Source organism: Geoalkalibacter ferrihydriticus DSM 17813 (assembly GCF_000820505.1).
Lineage (GTDB): Bacteria > Desulfobacterota > Desulfuromonadia > Desulfuromonadales > Geoalkalibacteraceae > Geoalkalibacter > Geoalkalibacter ferrihydriticus.
The window spans coordinates 85,773-99,978 of sequence record NZ_JWJD01000009.1 but is presented as its reverse complement, the minus strand read 5'-3'; the positions used below and the strand labels follow the sequence as shown (position 1 = coordinate 99,978).

Here is a 14,206-nt window from a genome sequence, read left to right as displayed (position 1 = left end):
GTAAGGGTAAGGGTAAGGGTAAGGGTAAGGGTAAGGGTAAGGGTAAGGGTAAGGGTAAGGAGTGGAATCAGAAGCCCATGGTCCAGAATCAGGTCGGCATCCAGTGCATATGCTCAACAAAGGTCACACAGGGCGTGGCGTCTGGAACCGATGGTTCCGTTGGCGTGAGACGGCTAGATCAGAGCGTCACCTATAACAAAGGACCAAGGACAAAGAACAAAGAACAAAAAAAAACCCGCTTGCGCGGGTTTTTTTCAAGGCACATGCCCGGCGAAAAAGTTCTCGTGGGCGGCTGTTTCGGAAAAGGCTTGGGTGAAGGTGATGCCGGCGGGTTTCATGATGAAGATGGCCATGATGCCGACCACCAGGAGAGCCGCCGTCCAATTGAGCAGATTGGTCATGAAGGGCCAGTCCGTCTCTTCTCGCTCTGCTTTCTCCGGTTTTGTCTGAGCCCGATCCTCTTCGTGATCCTTGCTCTTGATGCGGACGGCTTTGCGCATCACATGGCCCGACATCAGAAAAATCGCCGCTGAAATGAGAAACTGAGGCATGACCTCAATGGAGAGCTTTCCCGAGGCAAGCATAACCCCATAAAAGGCGACGGAGCAAAGCCCGAGCAACGTCATGTGTTGACTGAGTTTGGCGTTCATGGAGAATCTCCTTGCCCTGTCCCTTCATTTCGCCGACTGACTTGCGTCGACGGCATGAAAGAAGGGGATCCTGGGGCAGATATTGCTAAAAACATGTTTTAACAATATCTGTCGCCTGCCTGATTGTCAACTAAAGAAGGACGGCAAACGCAGGCCGCAATTGTCTTCCGGCGCATACTCAAGAGCTACGAATATGGTTGGAACAAGCCTGATTTCTGATGTCTCTATGCGGCCAGGTAACTGTTCAGCAGGCACCCTGCGGCACTGTCGGGCGTCGCGGCTGAAGAGTTAAGCAGCCAGAGAGCCCCTGCGCGTGAAGCGCAGCGTCTGCAAGGACAGCCCTTTGTAGGTGGCCAGCAAACCGGTGCCGACCCCAATCAGGCAAGCCGCTTGGCGCAGGGCGAAAGGTTCCCACACCAGCGCTGCGGCAACGAAGGCCAGCAGCAGAGCCAACGCACCAAAAAGCAGTCCGGTGAATTTCTGCACCTGTCCAGCACCGTGGGCCAATATGCCGATGAACAGGCTCCACATGATGAGGTAGGGGACGCTGGCAAAGGTCTCGAAAGGTTGCCCGATTCCTGCACCGGGCAGAACCAGGATCGGCAGCAACGAAAGCCAGAACAGCCCGCAGGAAACGAACGCCGCGGCGCCGAAGGCGTTGCCGTGACGCCATTCGTGGACGCCCGTAACCGCCTGACTCAGGCCGCCGTAAACGAAGCCCACGGCGACCAGCGCCGGATGAGCGATCAGGCCGGCTTGATAGAGGCCCAACAGTAGGGAGCACAGACCCAGGGTGAGAAACCCCGAAGGGCTGTGGGTCTGGCACAGAGCTTGATCTTTGGTCGAAACAGGGGTCGGCTGCGATTTCATGTCAGAGCCTCCTGGAAAGAACTTGATGGGTGTACGCCGGTGCGGAGCTGAGCGTCCCTCAACGCATGACCCTGCACCGGCGTACCGAGAGAGGAAACAACGCTCAGTGTTAAACAAAGCAAAACGTATACCATACAGAAACATATTATTGGTATTCGGGTAAGTAGTTGTAATGACAGTGTCTCTTGGGTTTTCGAGAAAATAAGGCGTTTACTGTGCCTGAGCTGTTTTGCAGAAGCGCAAAATCGGGTAGGATATTTTTCGCAGGATTGCGAGTCTGAGTATCGCGAAAACTTGCCCAGACAGGCCGCCGAACACTTAAGAGGATCATGACCCTACTTGATCAGAACATCGATTTGAAACGCTTTCCCACAACCCCCGGGGTCTACCTGATGTTTGGTGACCAGGATGTGATTCTCTACGTGGGCAAAGCCAAAAATCTTCGTGCCCGTTTGCGCAGCTATTTTTCCGCAGCCGGTGATGGGCGCGGCCAGATCCCTTTTCTCATGAATAAGGTCCGCCGCATTGAAACCATTGTCACCGACACGGAAAAAGAGGCACTGATTCTTGAAAACACCCTGATCAAGAAACATCGTCCGCGCTACAACATCAACCTGCGCGACGACAAAACCTATCTGTCGCTCCGCCTGGACCTGCGTGAGGAGTTTCCTTTACTGCAGACGGTGCGTAAGGTTCGTCGGGACGGCGCGCTCTATTTCGGACCCTATGCCTCGGGCTCGGCGGTGCGTGAAACCCTCAAGGAAATCTATCGCATCTTTCCTTTGCGCCATTATCCTGTGGAGACCTGCCGTCGCCGCGGGCGGCCTTGCTTGTTTTACCAGATTGGACAATGCAGCGCGCCCTGTCATGGACGCATCAGCCGCGAGGATTACCGGCAATTGGTGCAGGGGGTGATTGCTCTGCTCGCAGGGCGCGAAACCGAAGTGGTTGGGGTGCTGCGCGAACGCATGGCAACCGCGGCCAACGAGTTGCGTTATGAAGAGGCGGCGCGTCTGCGCGATCAGATCCGCGCCATTGAAGCCACTGTCGAGCGGCAGAAGGTTGTAGGTGAGGGCGGCGGGGATCAGGACGTCATTGGTTTGCATCGCGAAGGCGGGGAAATCGAAATCGCTTTGCTGTTTATCCGCGAGGGCAAACTGATCGGTCGGCGCAGCTATCTCCAGCCCTGGTGTCTGGAGGATGATGAGCTTCTGTCCTCATTTCTGCGCGAATACTATGCCCGTGACGTGGTCATTCCCGGACAGGTCCTGGTGCCTTTGGCTTTGAGCGATGCTGCGACCTTGGAAGAATGGCTCAGCGAGCGGCGCGGTCGAAAGGTGCAGATTATCACTCCGCAGCGCGGCGACAAGCTGCACCTGGTGGACCTGGCCGCGCGCAATGCCGCCGAGTCTTTCCGTGAGCGAGGCTCGCGCCGCACGGCACGGCGCGAGGTATTGGCCGACATTCAGGAGCGCCTGCATTTGCAGCGTTTGCCGCAACGTATGGAGTGTTTCGATATTTCCAACGTGCAGGGCAGTCACAGCGTGGGCAGCATGGCGGTGCTCATGGAGGGAGAGCCGGCTCCCGCGGCTTATCGGCGCTTTCGGATTCGCACGGTTGAAGGAGCCGACGACTACGCCTCGCTGCGCGAGGTGCTGCTGCGTCGGCTGCGGCGTGGCTTGGAGGAGGACGAACTGCCTGACTTTATTCTCATCGATGGTGGTCGGGGGCAACTCGGGGTATTGACGGCGGTTCTTGAAGAGTTGGGATTGGAAGGACGCATCGACGCAGCCGGCATTGCCAAGAGCCGGGTGGTGGCCAACATGCAGGGAAAGATGGTGGAACGCAGCGAAGAGCGGCTGTTTGTGCCCGGGCGAAAAAATCCGGTGTTGCTGCGTGGCGGATCACCGACGCTGTTTCTGCTGGAGCGACTGCGTGACGAGGCGCATCGCTTCGCCATCGGCTATCACCGCAAGTTGCGCAGTCGTGCCACTATCCGCTCGGCGCTGGAAAATGTTCCGGGCATTGGCCCTGAGCGGCGCAAAGCCCTGCTCAGTCATTTCGGCAGCGTGCGTAAGTTGCGGCAGGCCGGTTTGGAGGACATCGCGGCCATGCCCGGCCTGCCGCGCTCCGTGGCGGAAGACTTGTATCAGTACCTGAAGGACAGTGACGGAGACTGAAAACACCAAAGGCTCCCCATGGAAAAAGGGAGCCTTTGGTGTTTTTCTATGGCTTGCAGGGGGTTGCCGTTAAGCCGTTGCGAATTTTATTCAACAACCACTTGAGCGTCCTGCACGATCACTTCATAAACCTGGCCATGGGCAATCTCCTGGTTGGTTTGCAGGATGCCGCTTACCAGAATCGTGTCGCCGACCTGAGCCGTGGAGTTGGTGGTCACGGTGATGTCGCCTTTGCCCTGATTATCCGTGCCGTCCTGCAGGTGAATCCAGTTTTTTCCCATGATCTGCGGGCTGAAGCGAACCACTTTGCCGCGTACCTGAATTTCCTGTCCGGCCAAAGCGTCCTTCTGAGCGTAGATCTGGCCGACGGTTTGACCGCCATCCACGGGGACGAGGTCTGCAAAGTCGATTTCCACAGGCTGGGCGCCGCCCATTTCCGGGTGGCCGCCCGGCATTCCCATGCCGTTCATGCCGTTCATGCCGGGCATTCCAGGCATGCTCGGCATGCCGCCCATTGGCCCGGGTGTGACGCTTTCCCCACCGACGAGGATGGCGGGGACGAACAAAATCATGTCAAAGGTGCGGTTGAGGCTGTTGGCGTGAAAGTTGTGCATTTCCTGGCCGGGCGCCAAAGCGACGGTCTCGCCGACTTTGACCTCGGTTTGGGGACCAGCGGCCCATACCTTGGATTTGCCGGTGTCGACATGGACGTAGGTGTATCCCGCGCTGTCCATGGTTTCCAGCACGGTGCCGTTGATGTCTTTCACGGCGGTGGGGTGACCGGCGGGCATGCTTGCGGCAGGCATGCCCTGAGGGGCGGTGGCCGGCTTCGGCGCCTCGTCTTTGCAGGCGGTCAACAGGGAAGCGGCGATGGCGCCGGCAAGCATCAGAATCAGAAACTTTTTCACGGGTCTTTCCTCCAAAAATGTCCAGAAATTTCGTCTTTGCGGATGGTCCCGCAACCGAAGCTTGATATTAGCACAAGGCGCTTTTTGAACTCAAGACCTTCGAGGTCAGATTTTCTCTAGGGTCGATCATTTTCTTAACGGCAGGCCGTTGCCCATTTTCATCAAAGTGAAGGGGCGGTCTGCGGATTCAATCCAGCCGGATGTGATCGCCAGGCTCTTTGAGGTCTTTGATTTCGGGGTAGATCTCTTCAAGGTCCGTGAGTATTTTTTCGGTGTTCTTGATGGTGGCCCTGATCTCATTGTCCCATGCCAGAGTCACCTGATGGCCGCAATGGGTGCAGGTGTCCGTGGCTTTTTCGCCTGCGGGGATAACGCGATAGAGAGTATAATAATCGCAAGCTGAACATTTCTGCCGATGCAGCAGGGGTTTGGTTTCGCGTTTGATGATCATGGTTGGAATCACCTTCCAGGTCGATTTTTACGAGGTTCCTGATGATTGATGCCGTACGTTTGCTGGAGACATATTATGCGCCGGAATCGTCTGCTTATTCCATTCTTCTCGGCCACAGTCGGGCGGTGGCCGCAATGGCAGTGCGTATTGCCCGCCGATTGGGAAGCGAAGTCGATGCCGTTTTTGTCGAAGAGGCGGCGCTGCTGCACGACATCGGGATTTGCGCAACCCATGCCCCGCAAATCGGTTGCCGGGGCACTCTGCCCTATATCTGTCATGGCCTTGAGGGGCGCAAGCTGCTTGAAAAAGAAGGTCTGCCTTGCCATGCCCTGGTCTGCGAGCGGCATATCGGCGTGGGCCTGAGTGCCGCAGAGATCCGCGACCAGGGCCTGCCTCTGCCTGTGCGCGACATGCTGCCGTTGTCTCTTGAAGAGCAGATCATAACCTATGCCGACCTGTTTTTCAGCAAAAACCCTCGTCAAGTGCCCGGCGTCAAAACAGTGGAGCAGGTCCGCAAAGCCCTGCTGCGCCATGGCCCGGACAAGGTTGCGATCTTCGATGGTTGGCACACACGTTTCGGCGGCTAAGCACCTTCAGGGTTGGCACTCTGGAGCTTTAACCTGCGTGGCATACCACTGGGCCTTCATTTTGCGGTAGCGGTGGTTGAGCAGCAGGATTGCCAGGACCACGAAAACGATGCCGCCGATGACCAGCCAGGGATTGTCGCGATCAAGGTAGCGGTTGATCAGCGAGGCGCCGAAATACATCAGCGAGCAGCCCAGGGCGCTGCCGGTGACGACACCGAAAAAGGTGCCCAGGCGCGACATGCCCAGCAGTCGACCGAAAATCGAGCCGCCGACGCTGCCGGTGGCGGCCAGGGGAAAAACGCAGAAGGTCACGATACCGGCGAAGGTGGCGCGTTTCATCCAGGGATGGGACTGCAGGATGAATTTTCCGTCATCCATGAGAATGCGTAGCTTGGTGCCGAGATAGGGCAGGCGAAACAGAAAGCCGATGTGAAACGCCAGCAGGCAGGCGACCATGGAGTCCATGTAGAAAACCAGCAGCGCCAGTTCGCCCGAGGTGAAAAAGCGCGTCGCTTCCTCCATGCCTCCGGCACTGCCACCCAAAATGACGAAGCGGCCGAAGAAAAAAAACACCGCCATGGCCGCGAGCAGCAGGGCCTGTACATAATTCCAGCCATGGATGAAGTAGAGGGTGACCAGCAGGCCGGCTGACAGGACGAAAGGGCCCACCAGGGTTAGAAACCACAGAAAGGTCAATTGCGGCTGCCGCTGGTCGTCGAACTCGGGATAAGACTCTTCGTTTTCGTGAGAGGGTTGTTTGGATTTGTTTTCAGACAAGGGTACTTCTCCTCGTGTCGCGAATTTCTTTTGTTTTTCGCTGTGCTTAAATCTTGTGCCGATCCGGTTTTTTCCTGAACTTTACCTCAAGCCGATTTGCGGATTCAAGCGAGATCGGATTTCGCGGTTTGATCCTCTTCTTGATCTTGTTTAAGGGATCGACTAATTTGCTCAGGCCAAACGATTGCATTTGGACAGGAGCTACCCATGGACTCAAACCCAACCCCTGATTTCGATACGCGACAAAAGCCCGATTGGTCGCCTTTCGACGCGCCCGCGCTGGTGGGCAAGTCCCTGCGTTTCGTCAGCGGCGATCCGCATGGCAAGCGCTTTCGCCTGCGCTATTTTCGCGACGGCAAGAATGACCTGGTGGCCCTGGCCTGGTTCGGCGAAGAGACCGAAGGGCCACCTGGCCATGCCCACGGCGGCAGCATGGCGGCCGTCCTCGACGAGGTGCTGGGCCTGGCGGCCTGGGCGGCCGGGCACCCCATCGTGGTAGGCAACCTCAATATTCACTTTCGCAAGCTGTTGCCGCTGGAAGTGGTGACGCAGGTCGAAACGGAGATCGTCTCGGTCAAGGGGCGCAAAGTCCTGGTGCGCGGTCGCTTGACCGATGGTCATGATGGCCTCTACGCCGAAGCTGATTGTCTGTGTATCCGGATTCTCTGATTTTTCCGAAAATATTAACGGTGCGATATTAGCAGACCTTGACAAAGTAGCCTTTTTGCCGCACATATAAGGGCGTACAAATCCTTTAATCCTCCAATTCCAAAAAAGGGTGTTCTCTTTTATGAATGCCATTCGCACTTCTGTGGTCAGACAAAAATGGAAAAAAAGGCTGCGCTTGATTCGTTGGGGGCTGGTGCCCTTGTTTCTGGCCCTCGCAGTCCTTGTCCTGCGCACTGAAGGGCCGCCGGATCTGGAGTTTCATGCCCCTGCTTCCGCCCAATTGAGTCAAACAGCCAAAGCCTATGAACTCTACGACCTGGCAGAGGATATCCCAATTGAGGTTCTTCAGGAGCCTCCTGCTCCGGAAGAACCCGACAATATCCTCACCTACGCCATCGCCCAGGGTGACACCCTGAGTTCCATCTTCGATCGTTTCGATCTCGGTCAGCAGACCATGTACCAGGTGCTTTCGGCCGACGAGTCGTTGCTGGCCCTGGATATCCTGCGCCCCGGCAACCTTCTGAGTTTTTACCTGGATGAAGAGTCGCGCAGCCTCCAAGAGATGGAGTTGTTCATCCATCCCGGCAATCGGGTTGTTTACCGGCGCGCCGACAACGGCAATTTCGAGTATGAAGAGATTGTCATTCCCGGAGACTGGGAACAGCAGGTGCTGGCGGGAGAGATCAACGGCAGTTTTTATCTATCGGCACGCAACGCCGGGCTGAGCGAACGCGAAACGGCCATTGTGACCGATCTGTTCAAAGATCAGTTGAATTTCGCCCGGGAGATTCGTGCCGGCGACCGCTTTCAGATTGTACGTAGTCGGCAGTGGGTGGAGGGCGATCTCACCGGGCAGAGCCGTATTGAAGGCGTACGTATTCTGCGGCGCAACCGCTTGCACTCGGCCTTTTTGTTTGAAGACGGCAACTACTACGACCACAAGGGCGAGAGCCTGGCGCGCGCCTTTCGGCGTCATCCCATGAACGGCAACTACCGGGTCAGTTCCTCTTTCAACCCGGCCCGCCGCCATCCCGTCACCGGTCGCGTGGCACCCCACAACGGGGTTGATTTTGCCATGCCCATCGGCACCCCGGTCCTCAGCACCGGCGATGGAGTGGTGACGCGCGTCAAGAACCACCCCTTCGCGGGAAAATATGTCGAGATTCAGCACGGCGGCAACTACGTGACGCGCTATCTGCACCTGGACCGCATTCTGGTGCGGCGCGGCCAGAGCGTGGCGCGCGGCGAGCGCATCGCTCTGTCCGGCAACACCGGACGCTCCACCGGTCCCCATCTGCATTTCGAATTGCACGTCAAAGGCCGCCCCGTCGATCCGATGCGTGCCAACATCCCCATGGCGGCCTCCGTGCCCCAGAGCAAGCGCGGCCAGTTCGATCAGCGGGTGGCCGCACTGGTCAAGGTCATGGAGCAACCCGAGCAGCATATCGCCTTGCGCCCCGAGGCCGCAGGCGGCGAAAGTGGGGCGGAGCTTTAAACCTTCAATTGTGTCCGACTCGGCTCAGTCCTGCGCCACTGCGCAGACGCTGGGCAGAACCCCCCTGCGCAGCGCCTCCTCATAGACGTGTTCGGCGAAGCCTGTGCCGGCTTCAGCGTAGAAATTGAAGGCCGCGTGTACCCCTTTGTCGCGCAACTCTGCGATCTGGTCGTCATACATGGCGATGGCTGAAATGTTGCCGGTGAAGCCGGCCTTGTGCAACTGGTCGATGGCCGAGAGATTGGCGCGATGCTTGGGCATGGCCAGCATCACCAGTTCCAGTTTCCCGAATCCCCCTCTGTTCTTCACCAAATCCCAAAAATCCGGGTCCGTGGCATCGCCGAGGATGACATTGCGTCCGCGATTGCAATGCTCTTCAGCAACAACTTCGTTGATATCGACACCGATAACCGAGGCTCCGCAGCGCTCAACCATGAACTCGTAGGCGCCCAAACCGATGCGTCCCATGCCGAAAATCACGATATTGGCGGGCCAGGGTTCGATGAGGTCGTCGGGATGGCGGTCGCCGATTTCAAAACGCAGCAACGGCTGCTGGTATCGCTGATAAATGCGATTGCCCAGGCTGTTGAGAGGCGCGGCCAGCAAGAAGGTCAAGGAGAGGGCGATGGCGATGACGGTGAGCCACTCTGGCCCGATCCAGCCGTTGGCGACCCCCACCGCACCCACGATCAAGCCGAATTCGCTGTAGTTGGCCAAACTGAAAGAGGCCAGCAGCGAGGTGCGCGCACGCAATTTAAAACGACACAGCAGCAGAAAAAACAAAGCCACCTTTAAGGGAACCAGCAGGGTGAGCAGCAAGGCGATGCCCAAGGTTTCCCAGGTGGGCATGCCGGCCAGGCCGATGCTGAGAAAAAATCCCACCAGAAACACTTCCTTGAAGCCGAGCAGACTTTTGGCGAGTTCCTTGGCCTTGGGGTGGTTCGCAACCAGCATGCCGATGATGAGGGCACCGAGATCGGCCTTCATCGCGACGGCTTCAAAGCTCGCCGCGCCGACCACCAGGGCTAGGAAAAATCCGAAAAGGATGGTCAGTTCGCCGTGATCGCAGCGGTCCATGATGCGGTAGATGTAGGGTCGCGCAAGAAACAAACCGATTAAAACGGCCAGCGCCCAAGGCGATGGGAACTTCCCGGTGGACGCCGTCAGAAACACCACCGCAAGCACGTCCTGCATGATGAGAATGCCGATGGCGGCGCTGCCGTGCTTGGAGGACATTTCGCCCTTTTCCTCCAGCACCTTGACGGCGAAGACGGTGCTGGAAAAGCTCAGGGCGAAGCCCACCAGCAGAATCGCCGCGAGATCCAGGTCGGTAAAGAGACGCAGGCCGACATGGGTCAGCCCCCAGAAGGTCAGGCTCATGAAGCCGACGGTGATCAACATGTGCAGGCTGGTGCCTGCCCAAATCTCAGGCTTGAACAGGCTCTGAACCTTGAGTTTGAGCCCGATGGTGAACAGCAGCAGGATGACGCCGAGATCGGCGGCCGTTTGCAGGGTTGCGCCGCCCTCGATTCCCATGGCATTGAGGACGAAGCCTGCCACAAGAAAGCCGACCAGAGGCGGGAGCCCGACTTGGCGGACCAGAAAGCCACAGAGGAATGCAACGGTCAACCAGAGAGGATCCATGGAAATTTGTTTCCTTTTTTTTCAGCAGGTTTCAGCAGGCAATGAAATTTTTAGAGTCACGCTTAATGGATTCAGCTTGTTTTTTCGAAACTTGGGAAACGCAGGGGGGATTTTGCCCTGATTCAGCCTCGGTGGCAAGCCGCTTTTCTTCTGTTTTAGGGAAATTTCAATCGTTGCACAAAGCCTCAATCACGCTTGTCAGGCCCTGGGTTACTTGCGCCAGGGCGGGATAATCGACCTTGTCGGGCGTATCGCTCGGGCTGTGATAGTGGGGATAGCGAAACAGGGCCGTGTCGGTGACCATGATCGCCGGGTAGCCGGCGCGCCAGAAGGCCCAGTGATCAGACCAGTCGACGCCGATCAGCCAGCCGGGAGCGACCAGGCCCTCGGCGGGAAAGGTCTCGGCGCCACGAAATGCTTCCAGCGCCTGGTTGAGCAGAGCGCGTGAGCCGAGGTTGCCGACGAAGGCCAGGAAATTGCCGCGCGTGGGATAGAAAAAACGCAGAGGTGGGAAGGGGAAGCGCTGACTGCTTTCTTCATCGCTGTAGTAGCCGATGGTTTCCAGGCTGACCATGGCCGTGATCTGTTCACCCTTTTCGCGGACTGCCTCGGCGTAGACGCGGCTACCCATTTTTTCGGTCTTGAAGAAAGGCGGTTCTTCGTTGACGAAGGCAGCCAGGCGCAGAGTGCGGGACTGCGGCCGGTCGCAAAACAGACGCGCCATTTCCAGCAAGGCGGCAACGCCGCTGGCGTTGTCGTTGGCCCCGGGCGAGCCGCGCACCGAATCGTAGTGGGCGCCGATGACGACAATCTCATCGGGCTGGTCGCGGCCTTTGATTTCTGCGATGATGTTGCGCACCTGCTTGCCGTGGACCTCGTAGGTCTGGGCGGCCGGAGTGCAGCCTGCCGCAGCGAGTTGATTTTCAATATAGGCCGCCGCAGCTTCCAGGTCGGCGAATCGCCACAGGTTGCGCTCGCCGATGGTGCCGCCCAGGTGTTCGACATGGGCGTGCAGGCGTTGTCTCATTTCAGCGTTCTCGGGCAACGAAATCTCCTCCCGCGCGGCGGCTTTCTCGGGCTTTTCACCGGATTGGGCAAATCCCGAAGCGCCAAACCCCAGGGTGATGAGTATCAACAAGCCGGTCAGGCGCAAAGTTAATGTTGTTTTTTCGGCGATCATGCGTTCATTGTAACCGATGGGAATGGCGTCGGCCACGCCCCTTGTCTGGCTTTCTGTTCCAGAGTTCCAGGACGGGGTGCGGGAGGCAAACCTCATTTTCCCCAGGAGAGTTTTATGGAATCGATTGACTTGACGACACCCGCGCTGCTGTTCCCAGCGATTTCTCTGTTGCTGTTGGCCTACACCAACCGCTTTCTGGTGCTGGCTCAACTGATTCGACAATTGCATGAGCGGCGGCGGAGTGACGTGCAGGATGTGACCGCTCGGCAGATTGCCAATCTGCGCAAGCGCATCGGCTTGATCAAGGCCATGCAGGCCTATGGTGTGACCAGCTTTATCCTTTGCGCCCTATCCATGTTCTTTATCTTTACGAATCAGGGGCGTATTGCGGAAATTTCTTTTGGTTTGAGCCTTTTCGTGCTGGTTTTGTCCCTGGGTTACTCCCTTTATGAGATCGCCATAAGCACCGATGCCATTAAAATTGAATTGGAGGACCTGGAGAAAAAACAGAAGGACTTGTAACGATTAGGGCGACAATAGCCAATTGTGCCGCAGTCTGCGGTGCATGCTGAAGCAGTGACAGCAACGATTAAGGGCCGGACGCGGCATAAAGACAAACGGAGCCTTCCCTGATGGCGGGATGCTCCGTTTGTCTTCGAGCTATGATTTGGAGCCCCTGGTTTACAAAGGGCGTGGGTTGCACAGATTCTCGTCCAGGTGTGTGCGCGCCCCACAGTTGGCGCAGACATAGCGCGGGTCTTCAAAGAGCTTTTCGATTTCGGGATTCCGCTCTTTGTAGGTCAACTGGCAGGCGTGCAGAGCGCAATGCTCTTCGGGGTTGATGCAATCTTTGTCAGCCATGAAGATTTCTCCTTTTTATGAAGTCGCCCGGCTAGCGGATGTGACAGGCGTTGCAGGCGGTTGGTCCCGCGCCCTGATCCCGGTGGCATCCGATACACAGTTCGTGGGCGCTGGCCTGATCAAGGGTGATGGTCATTTGCGCCGGCATTTCTGTGTGGCACAAGTTACATGCCAGGGCTTCGGCATGCATTTTATGGTCGAAGGTCACGTTGCCGTTACGCGCCTCATAAATGACCACGGCGGGTCCGGCGGCGGTGGTTGCTTTATCAACGACCTCGGAGCCCTTCTCCACCGCTTTCTCTGCCATTTCCTCGGTCTTCTCTACCGCCGCGGCGCCGGTTTCCTTGGCTTTCTCGTAAGTATCCGCGGTAGTTTCCTTGACTTTATCGTAAGTCTCTGCGCTGGATTCCTTGACCTGTTCATAGCCCTCCCTGGATTTTTCAGCGACAACCTCAGCCTCCTCGGCAGCTTTTTCCTGAGCACTTTCCGTTGTCTCGACCACCTCATCTCTGGCTTGTTCAATCCGAGTTTGCTCCCGCTCCGGCTCCGGGGCTGCTTCGTGCTTTTCTTCCCCCTTGCAGGCGCCAAGCAGTGCAAGCAGTGCCACCGCGACGGTCAGTTTCATGAATTTGCTGTGCATATCGTTCCTCCCCGATGAAAGTTTGCCGCCGTTCTTTGGTCGCGGCGATAGTTAAGGATCATATTTTACCAGAGATTTGTCCGACTGCCACGCAACTGCCGTTGGCGCTGCTTAGTTGAAGGCCGATCTCAGCAAGGAGATTCCCACATAGACAAAAATCGGCCCGCAGGTCAGGGAGAGCAACGCGAAAGTGCTGGATATCGCCATTTTTTTGCGCGCGATGCCGATAATCGCCGCGGCCAGCGCAGCCGCGCCGATGAGAATCAGGTTGATGCCCATGATCAGGCTGAAAAAATGATAGGTTCCTTCATTCATTGAGTTTCTCCATAAACGGGAATAGACTTCGAGTCGATCCAGAATTGTGTTGCGTTCATGCGCGCGGCTGGTAAAGTTCTGGTCATATTCGTGACCATAAAATTTTTGTAACCGTTCAGCCTGCACCGCTTCTGGGTAACGGCAAATTTTTAAACCTTTGGATGTGTTTCGATATGCCTGAAAATTTCTGGTTTGCCTTCAGTTTGACCCTGCTTGCCGGTCTGTCCACGGGCATCGGCAGCACCATCGCCTTTTTTTCCCGTCACACCAATACCCGTTTTTTGTCCATCGCTCTGGGCTTTTCCGCCGGGGTCATGGTGTATATCTCTCTCGCCGAAATTCTGGTGGGTGCCCAGGACGGTCTGGCCGCCGAGCTGGGTGCGCGGCCCGGCGCCTGGGCGGCCGCGGCGGCCTTTTTTGTCGGCATCCTGATCATCGCCATCATCGACCGCCTGGTTCCCGAGCGGGAGAATCCCCACGAAATTCACCTGGTGGAGGAAGCTCTCCAGCGACCCAACGATCCGCGCCTGATGCGCATGGGGGTCATGGCGGCGCTGGCCATCGGCATCCATAACTTTCCCGAGGGGCTGGCCACTTTTTTCGTCGCCCTGCACGAGCCGAGCCTGGGTATTCCCATCGCCGTGGCCATCGCCCTGCACAATATTCCCGAGGGCATCGCCGTTTCCATACCGATTTATTATGCCACAGGCAGCCGCCGCAAGGCTTTTCTCTATTCGTTCCTGTCGGGACTGGCCGAGCCCATCGGCGCCCTCGTCGGATTTTTTCTGCTGATGCCTTTTTATTCCGAGACACTGACGATGTTGCTGCTGGCCGGGGTGGCGGGGATCATGGTCTTTATTTCCCTCGACGAACTGCTGCCGGCAGCGCGTGAGTACGGCGAGCACCATCTCTCCATCTATGGCCTGGTGGCCGGCATGCTGGTGATGGCGGTCAGTCTGATTCTGTTGATCTGAAAGGC

General features: G+C 57.2%; 16 protein-coding genes. 6 read left to right on the top strand and 10 right to left on the bottom strand.

Translation table 11 applies throughout. The annotated features are described in order from the left end of the window. Positions 1–254: 254 nt before the first annotated feature. Both GFER_RS18945 and GFER_RS15990 read right to left on the bottom strand, forming a co-directional pair. Positions 255–650: a hypothetical protein gene (locus GFER_RS18945; protein ID WP_040100977.1), complete on the bottom strand. Its 396-nt coding sequence runs from the start codon at positions 648–650 to the stop codon at positions 255–257. Between the two features lie 288 nt (positions 651–938). Continuing rightward, the gene (locus tag GFER_RS15990) at positions 939–1,520 is read right to left on the bottom strand and encodes an acetate uptake transporter (RefSeq protein ID WP_052446506.1); all 582 of its coding nucleotides are present in this window, start codon (positions 1,518–1,520) and stop codon (positions 939–941) included. 329 nt (positions 1,521–1,849) lie between these two features. Here GFER_RS15990 and uvrC point away from each other — a divergent pair, with 329 nt between their 5' ends. Further along, the gene (gene uvrC, locus GFER_RS15985) at positions 1,850–3,700 is read left to right on the top strand and encodes an excinuclease ABC subunit UvrC (RefSeq protein ID WP_040100976.1); all 1,851 of its coding nucleotides are present in this window, start codon (positions 1,850–1,852) and stop codon (positions 3,698–3,700) included. Positions 3,701–3,786: 86 nt separating this feature from the next. On the opposite strand, the gene GFER_RS17955 is transcribed toward uvrC, so the two are convergent. Both GFER_RS17955 and GFER_RS15975 read right to left on the bottom strand, forming a co-directional pair. Then, entirely contained in the window at positions 3,787–4,608 is an 822-nt protein-coding gene (locus GFER_RS17955; RefSeq protein ID WP_052446505.1) for a hypothetical protein, read from the bottom strand. Between the two features lie 187 nt (positions 4,609–4,795). Further along, positions 4,796–5,059 (bottom strand): hypothetical protein, encoded by a 264-nt coding sequence (locus GFER_RS15975; RefSeq protein WP_040100975.1) that lies wholly within the window; start codon positions 5,057–5,059, stop codon positions 4,796–4,798. 41 nt (positions 5,060–5,100) lie between these two features. Between GFER_RS15975 and GFER_RS15970 the strand changes: the two genes are divergently transcribed. Then, positions 5,101–5,646, top strand: coding sequence for an HD domain-containing protein (locus GFER_RS15970; RefSeq protein ID WP_040100973.1), 546 nt, complete (start codon positions 5,101–5,103; stop codon positions 5,644–5,646). 6 nt (positions 5,647–5,652) lie between these two features. On the opposite strand, the gene GFER_RS15965 is transcribed toward GFER_RS15970, so the two are convergent. Then, positions 5,653–6,423: a small multi-drug export protein gene (locus tag GFER_RS15965; protein ID WP_052446504.1), complete on the bottom strand. Its 771-nt coding sequence runs from the start codon at positions 6,421–6,423 to the stop codon at positions 5,653–5,655. 207 nt (positions 6,424–6,630) lie between these two features. On the opposite strand from GFER_RS15965, the gene GFER_RS15960 reads away from it, so the two are divergent. Next, positions 6,631–7,092: a PaaI family thioesterase gene (locus GFER_RS15960; protein WP_040100972.1), complete on the top strand. Its 462-nt coding sequence runs from the start codon at positions 6,631–6,633 to the stop codon at positions 7,090–7,092. A gap of 121 nt (positions 7,093–7,213) precedes the next feature. Next, positions 7,214–8,587, top strand: coding sequence for a peptidoglycan DD-metalloendopeptidase family protein (locus tag GFER_RS15955; protein ID WP_052446503.1), 1,374 nt, complete (start codon positions 7,214–7,216; stop codon positions 8,585–8,587). A 24-nt stretch (positions 8,588–8,611) separates the two neighbouring features. Here the strand turns inward: GFER_RS15955 and GFER_RS15950 are convergent, their stop codons facing one another. Beyond that, positions 8,612–10,231, bottom strand: a complete 1,620-nt coding sequence (locus tag GFER_RS15950; RefSeq protein ID WP_040100971.1) for a cation:proton antiporter family protein — start codon at positions 10,229–10,231, stop codon at positions 8,612–8,614. 166 nt (positions 10,232–10,397) lie between these two features. Then, the gene (locus GFER_RS19425) at positions 10,398–11,447 is read right to left on the bottom strand and encodes a M28 family peptidase (protein ID WP_161807423.1); all 1,050 of its coding nucleotides are present in this window, start codon (positions 11,445–11,447) and stop codon (positions 10,398–10,400) included. An 87-nt stretch (positions 11,448–11,534) separates the two neighbouring features. Between GFER_RS19425 and GFER_RS15940 the strand changes: the two genes are divergently transcribed. Further along, complete coding sequence (locus GFER_RS15940) at positions 11,535–11,933, top strand: DUF2721 domain-containing protein (protein WP_040101008.1); 399 nt, start codon at positions 11,535–11,537, stop codon at positions 11,931–11,933. Positions 11,934–12,092: 159 nt separating this feature from the next. Here GFER_RS15940 and GFER_RS15935 read toward each other — a convergent pair whose 3' ends face one another. The 3 genes from GFER_RS15935 to GFER_RS15915 all read right to left on the bottom strand — a co-directional run bounded on the left by GFER_RS15935 (position 12,093) and on the right by GFER_RS15915 (position 13,227). Further along, positions 12,093–12,272 (bottom strand): hypothetical protein, encoded by a 180-nt coding sequence (locus GFER_RS15935; RefSeq protein WP_040100970.1) that lies wholly within the window; start codon positions 12,270–12,272, stop codon positions 12,093–12,095. Positions 12,273–12,303: 31 nt separating this feature from the next. Continuing rightward, positions 12,304–12,912, bottom strand: a complete 609-nt coding sequence (locus GFER_RS17950; protein WP_052446502.1) for a cytochrome c3 family protein — start codon at positions 12,910–12,912, stop codon at positions 12,304–12,306. A gap of 111 nt (positions 12,913–13,023) precedes the next feature. Further along, a complete protein-coding gene (locus GFER_RS15915) occupies positions 13,024–13,227 on the bottom strand; it encodes a hypothetical protein (protein WP_040100969.1) in 204 nt (67 codons plus the stop codon). Between the two features lie 173 nt (positions 13,228–13,400). On the opposite strand from GFER_RS15915, the gene zupT reads away from it, so the two are divergent. Continuing rightward, entirely contained in the window at positions 13,401–14,201 is an 801-nt protein-coding gene (gene zupT, locus GFER_RS15910) for a zinc transporter ZupT (RefSeq protein ID WP_139171928.1), read from the top strand. Positions 14,202–14,206: the final 5 nt, after the last annotated feature.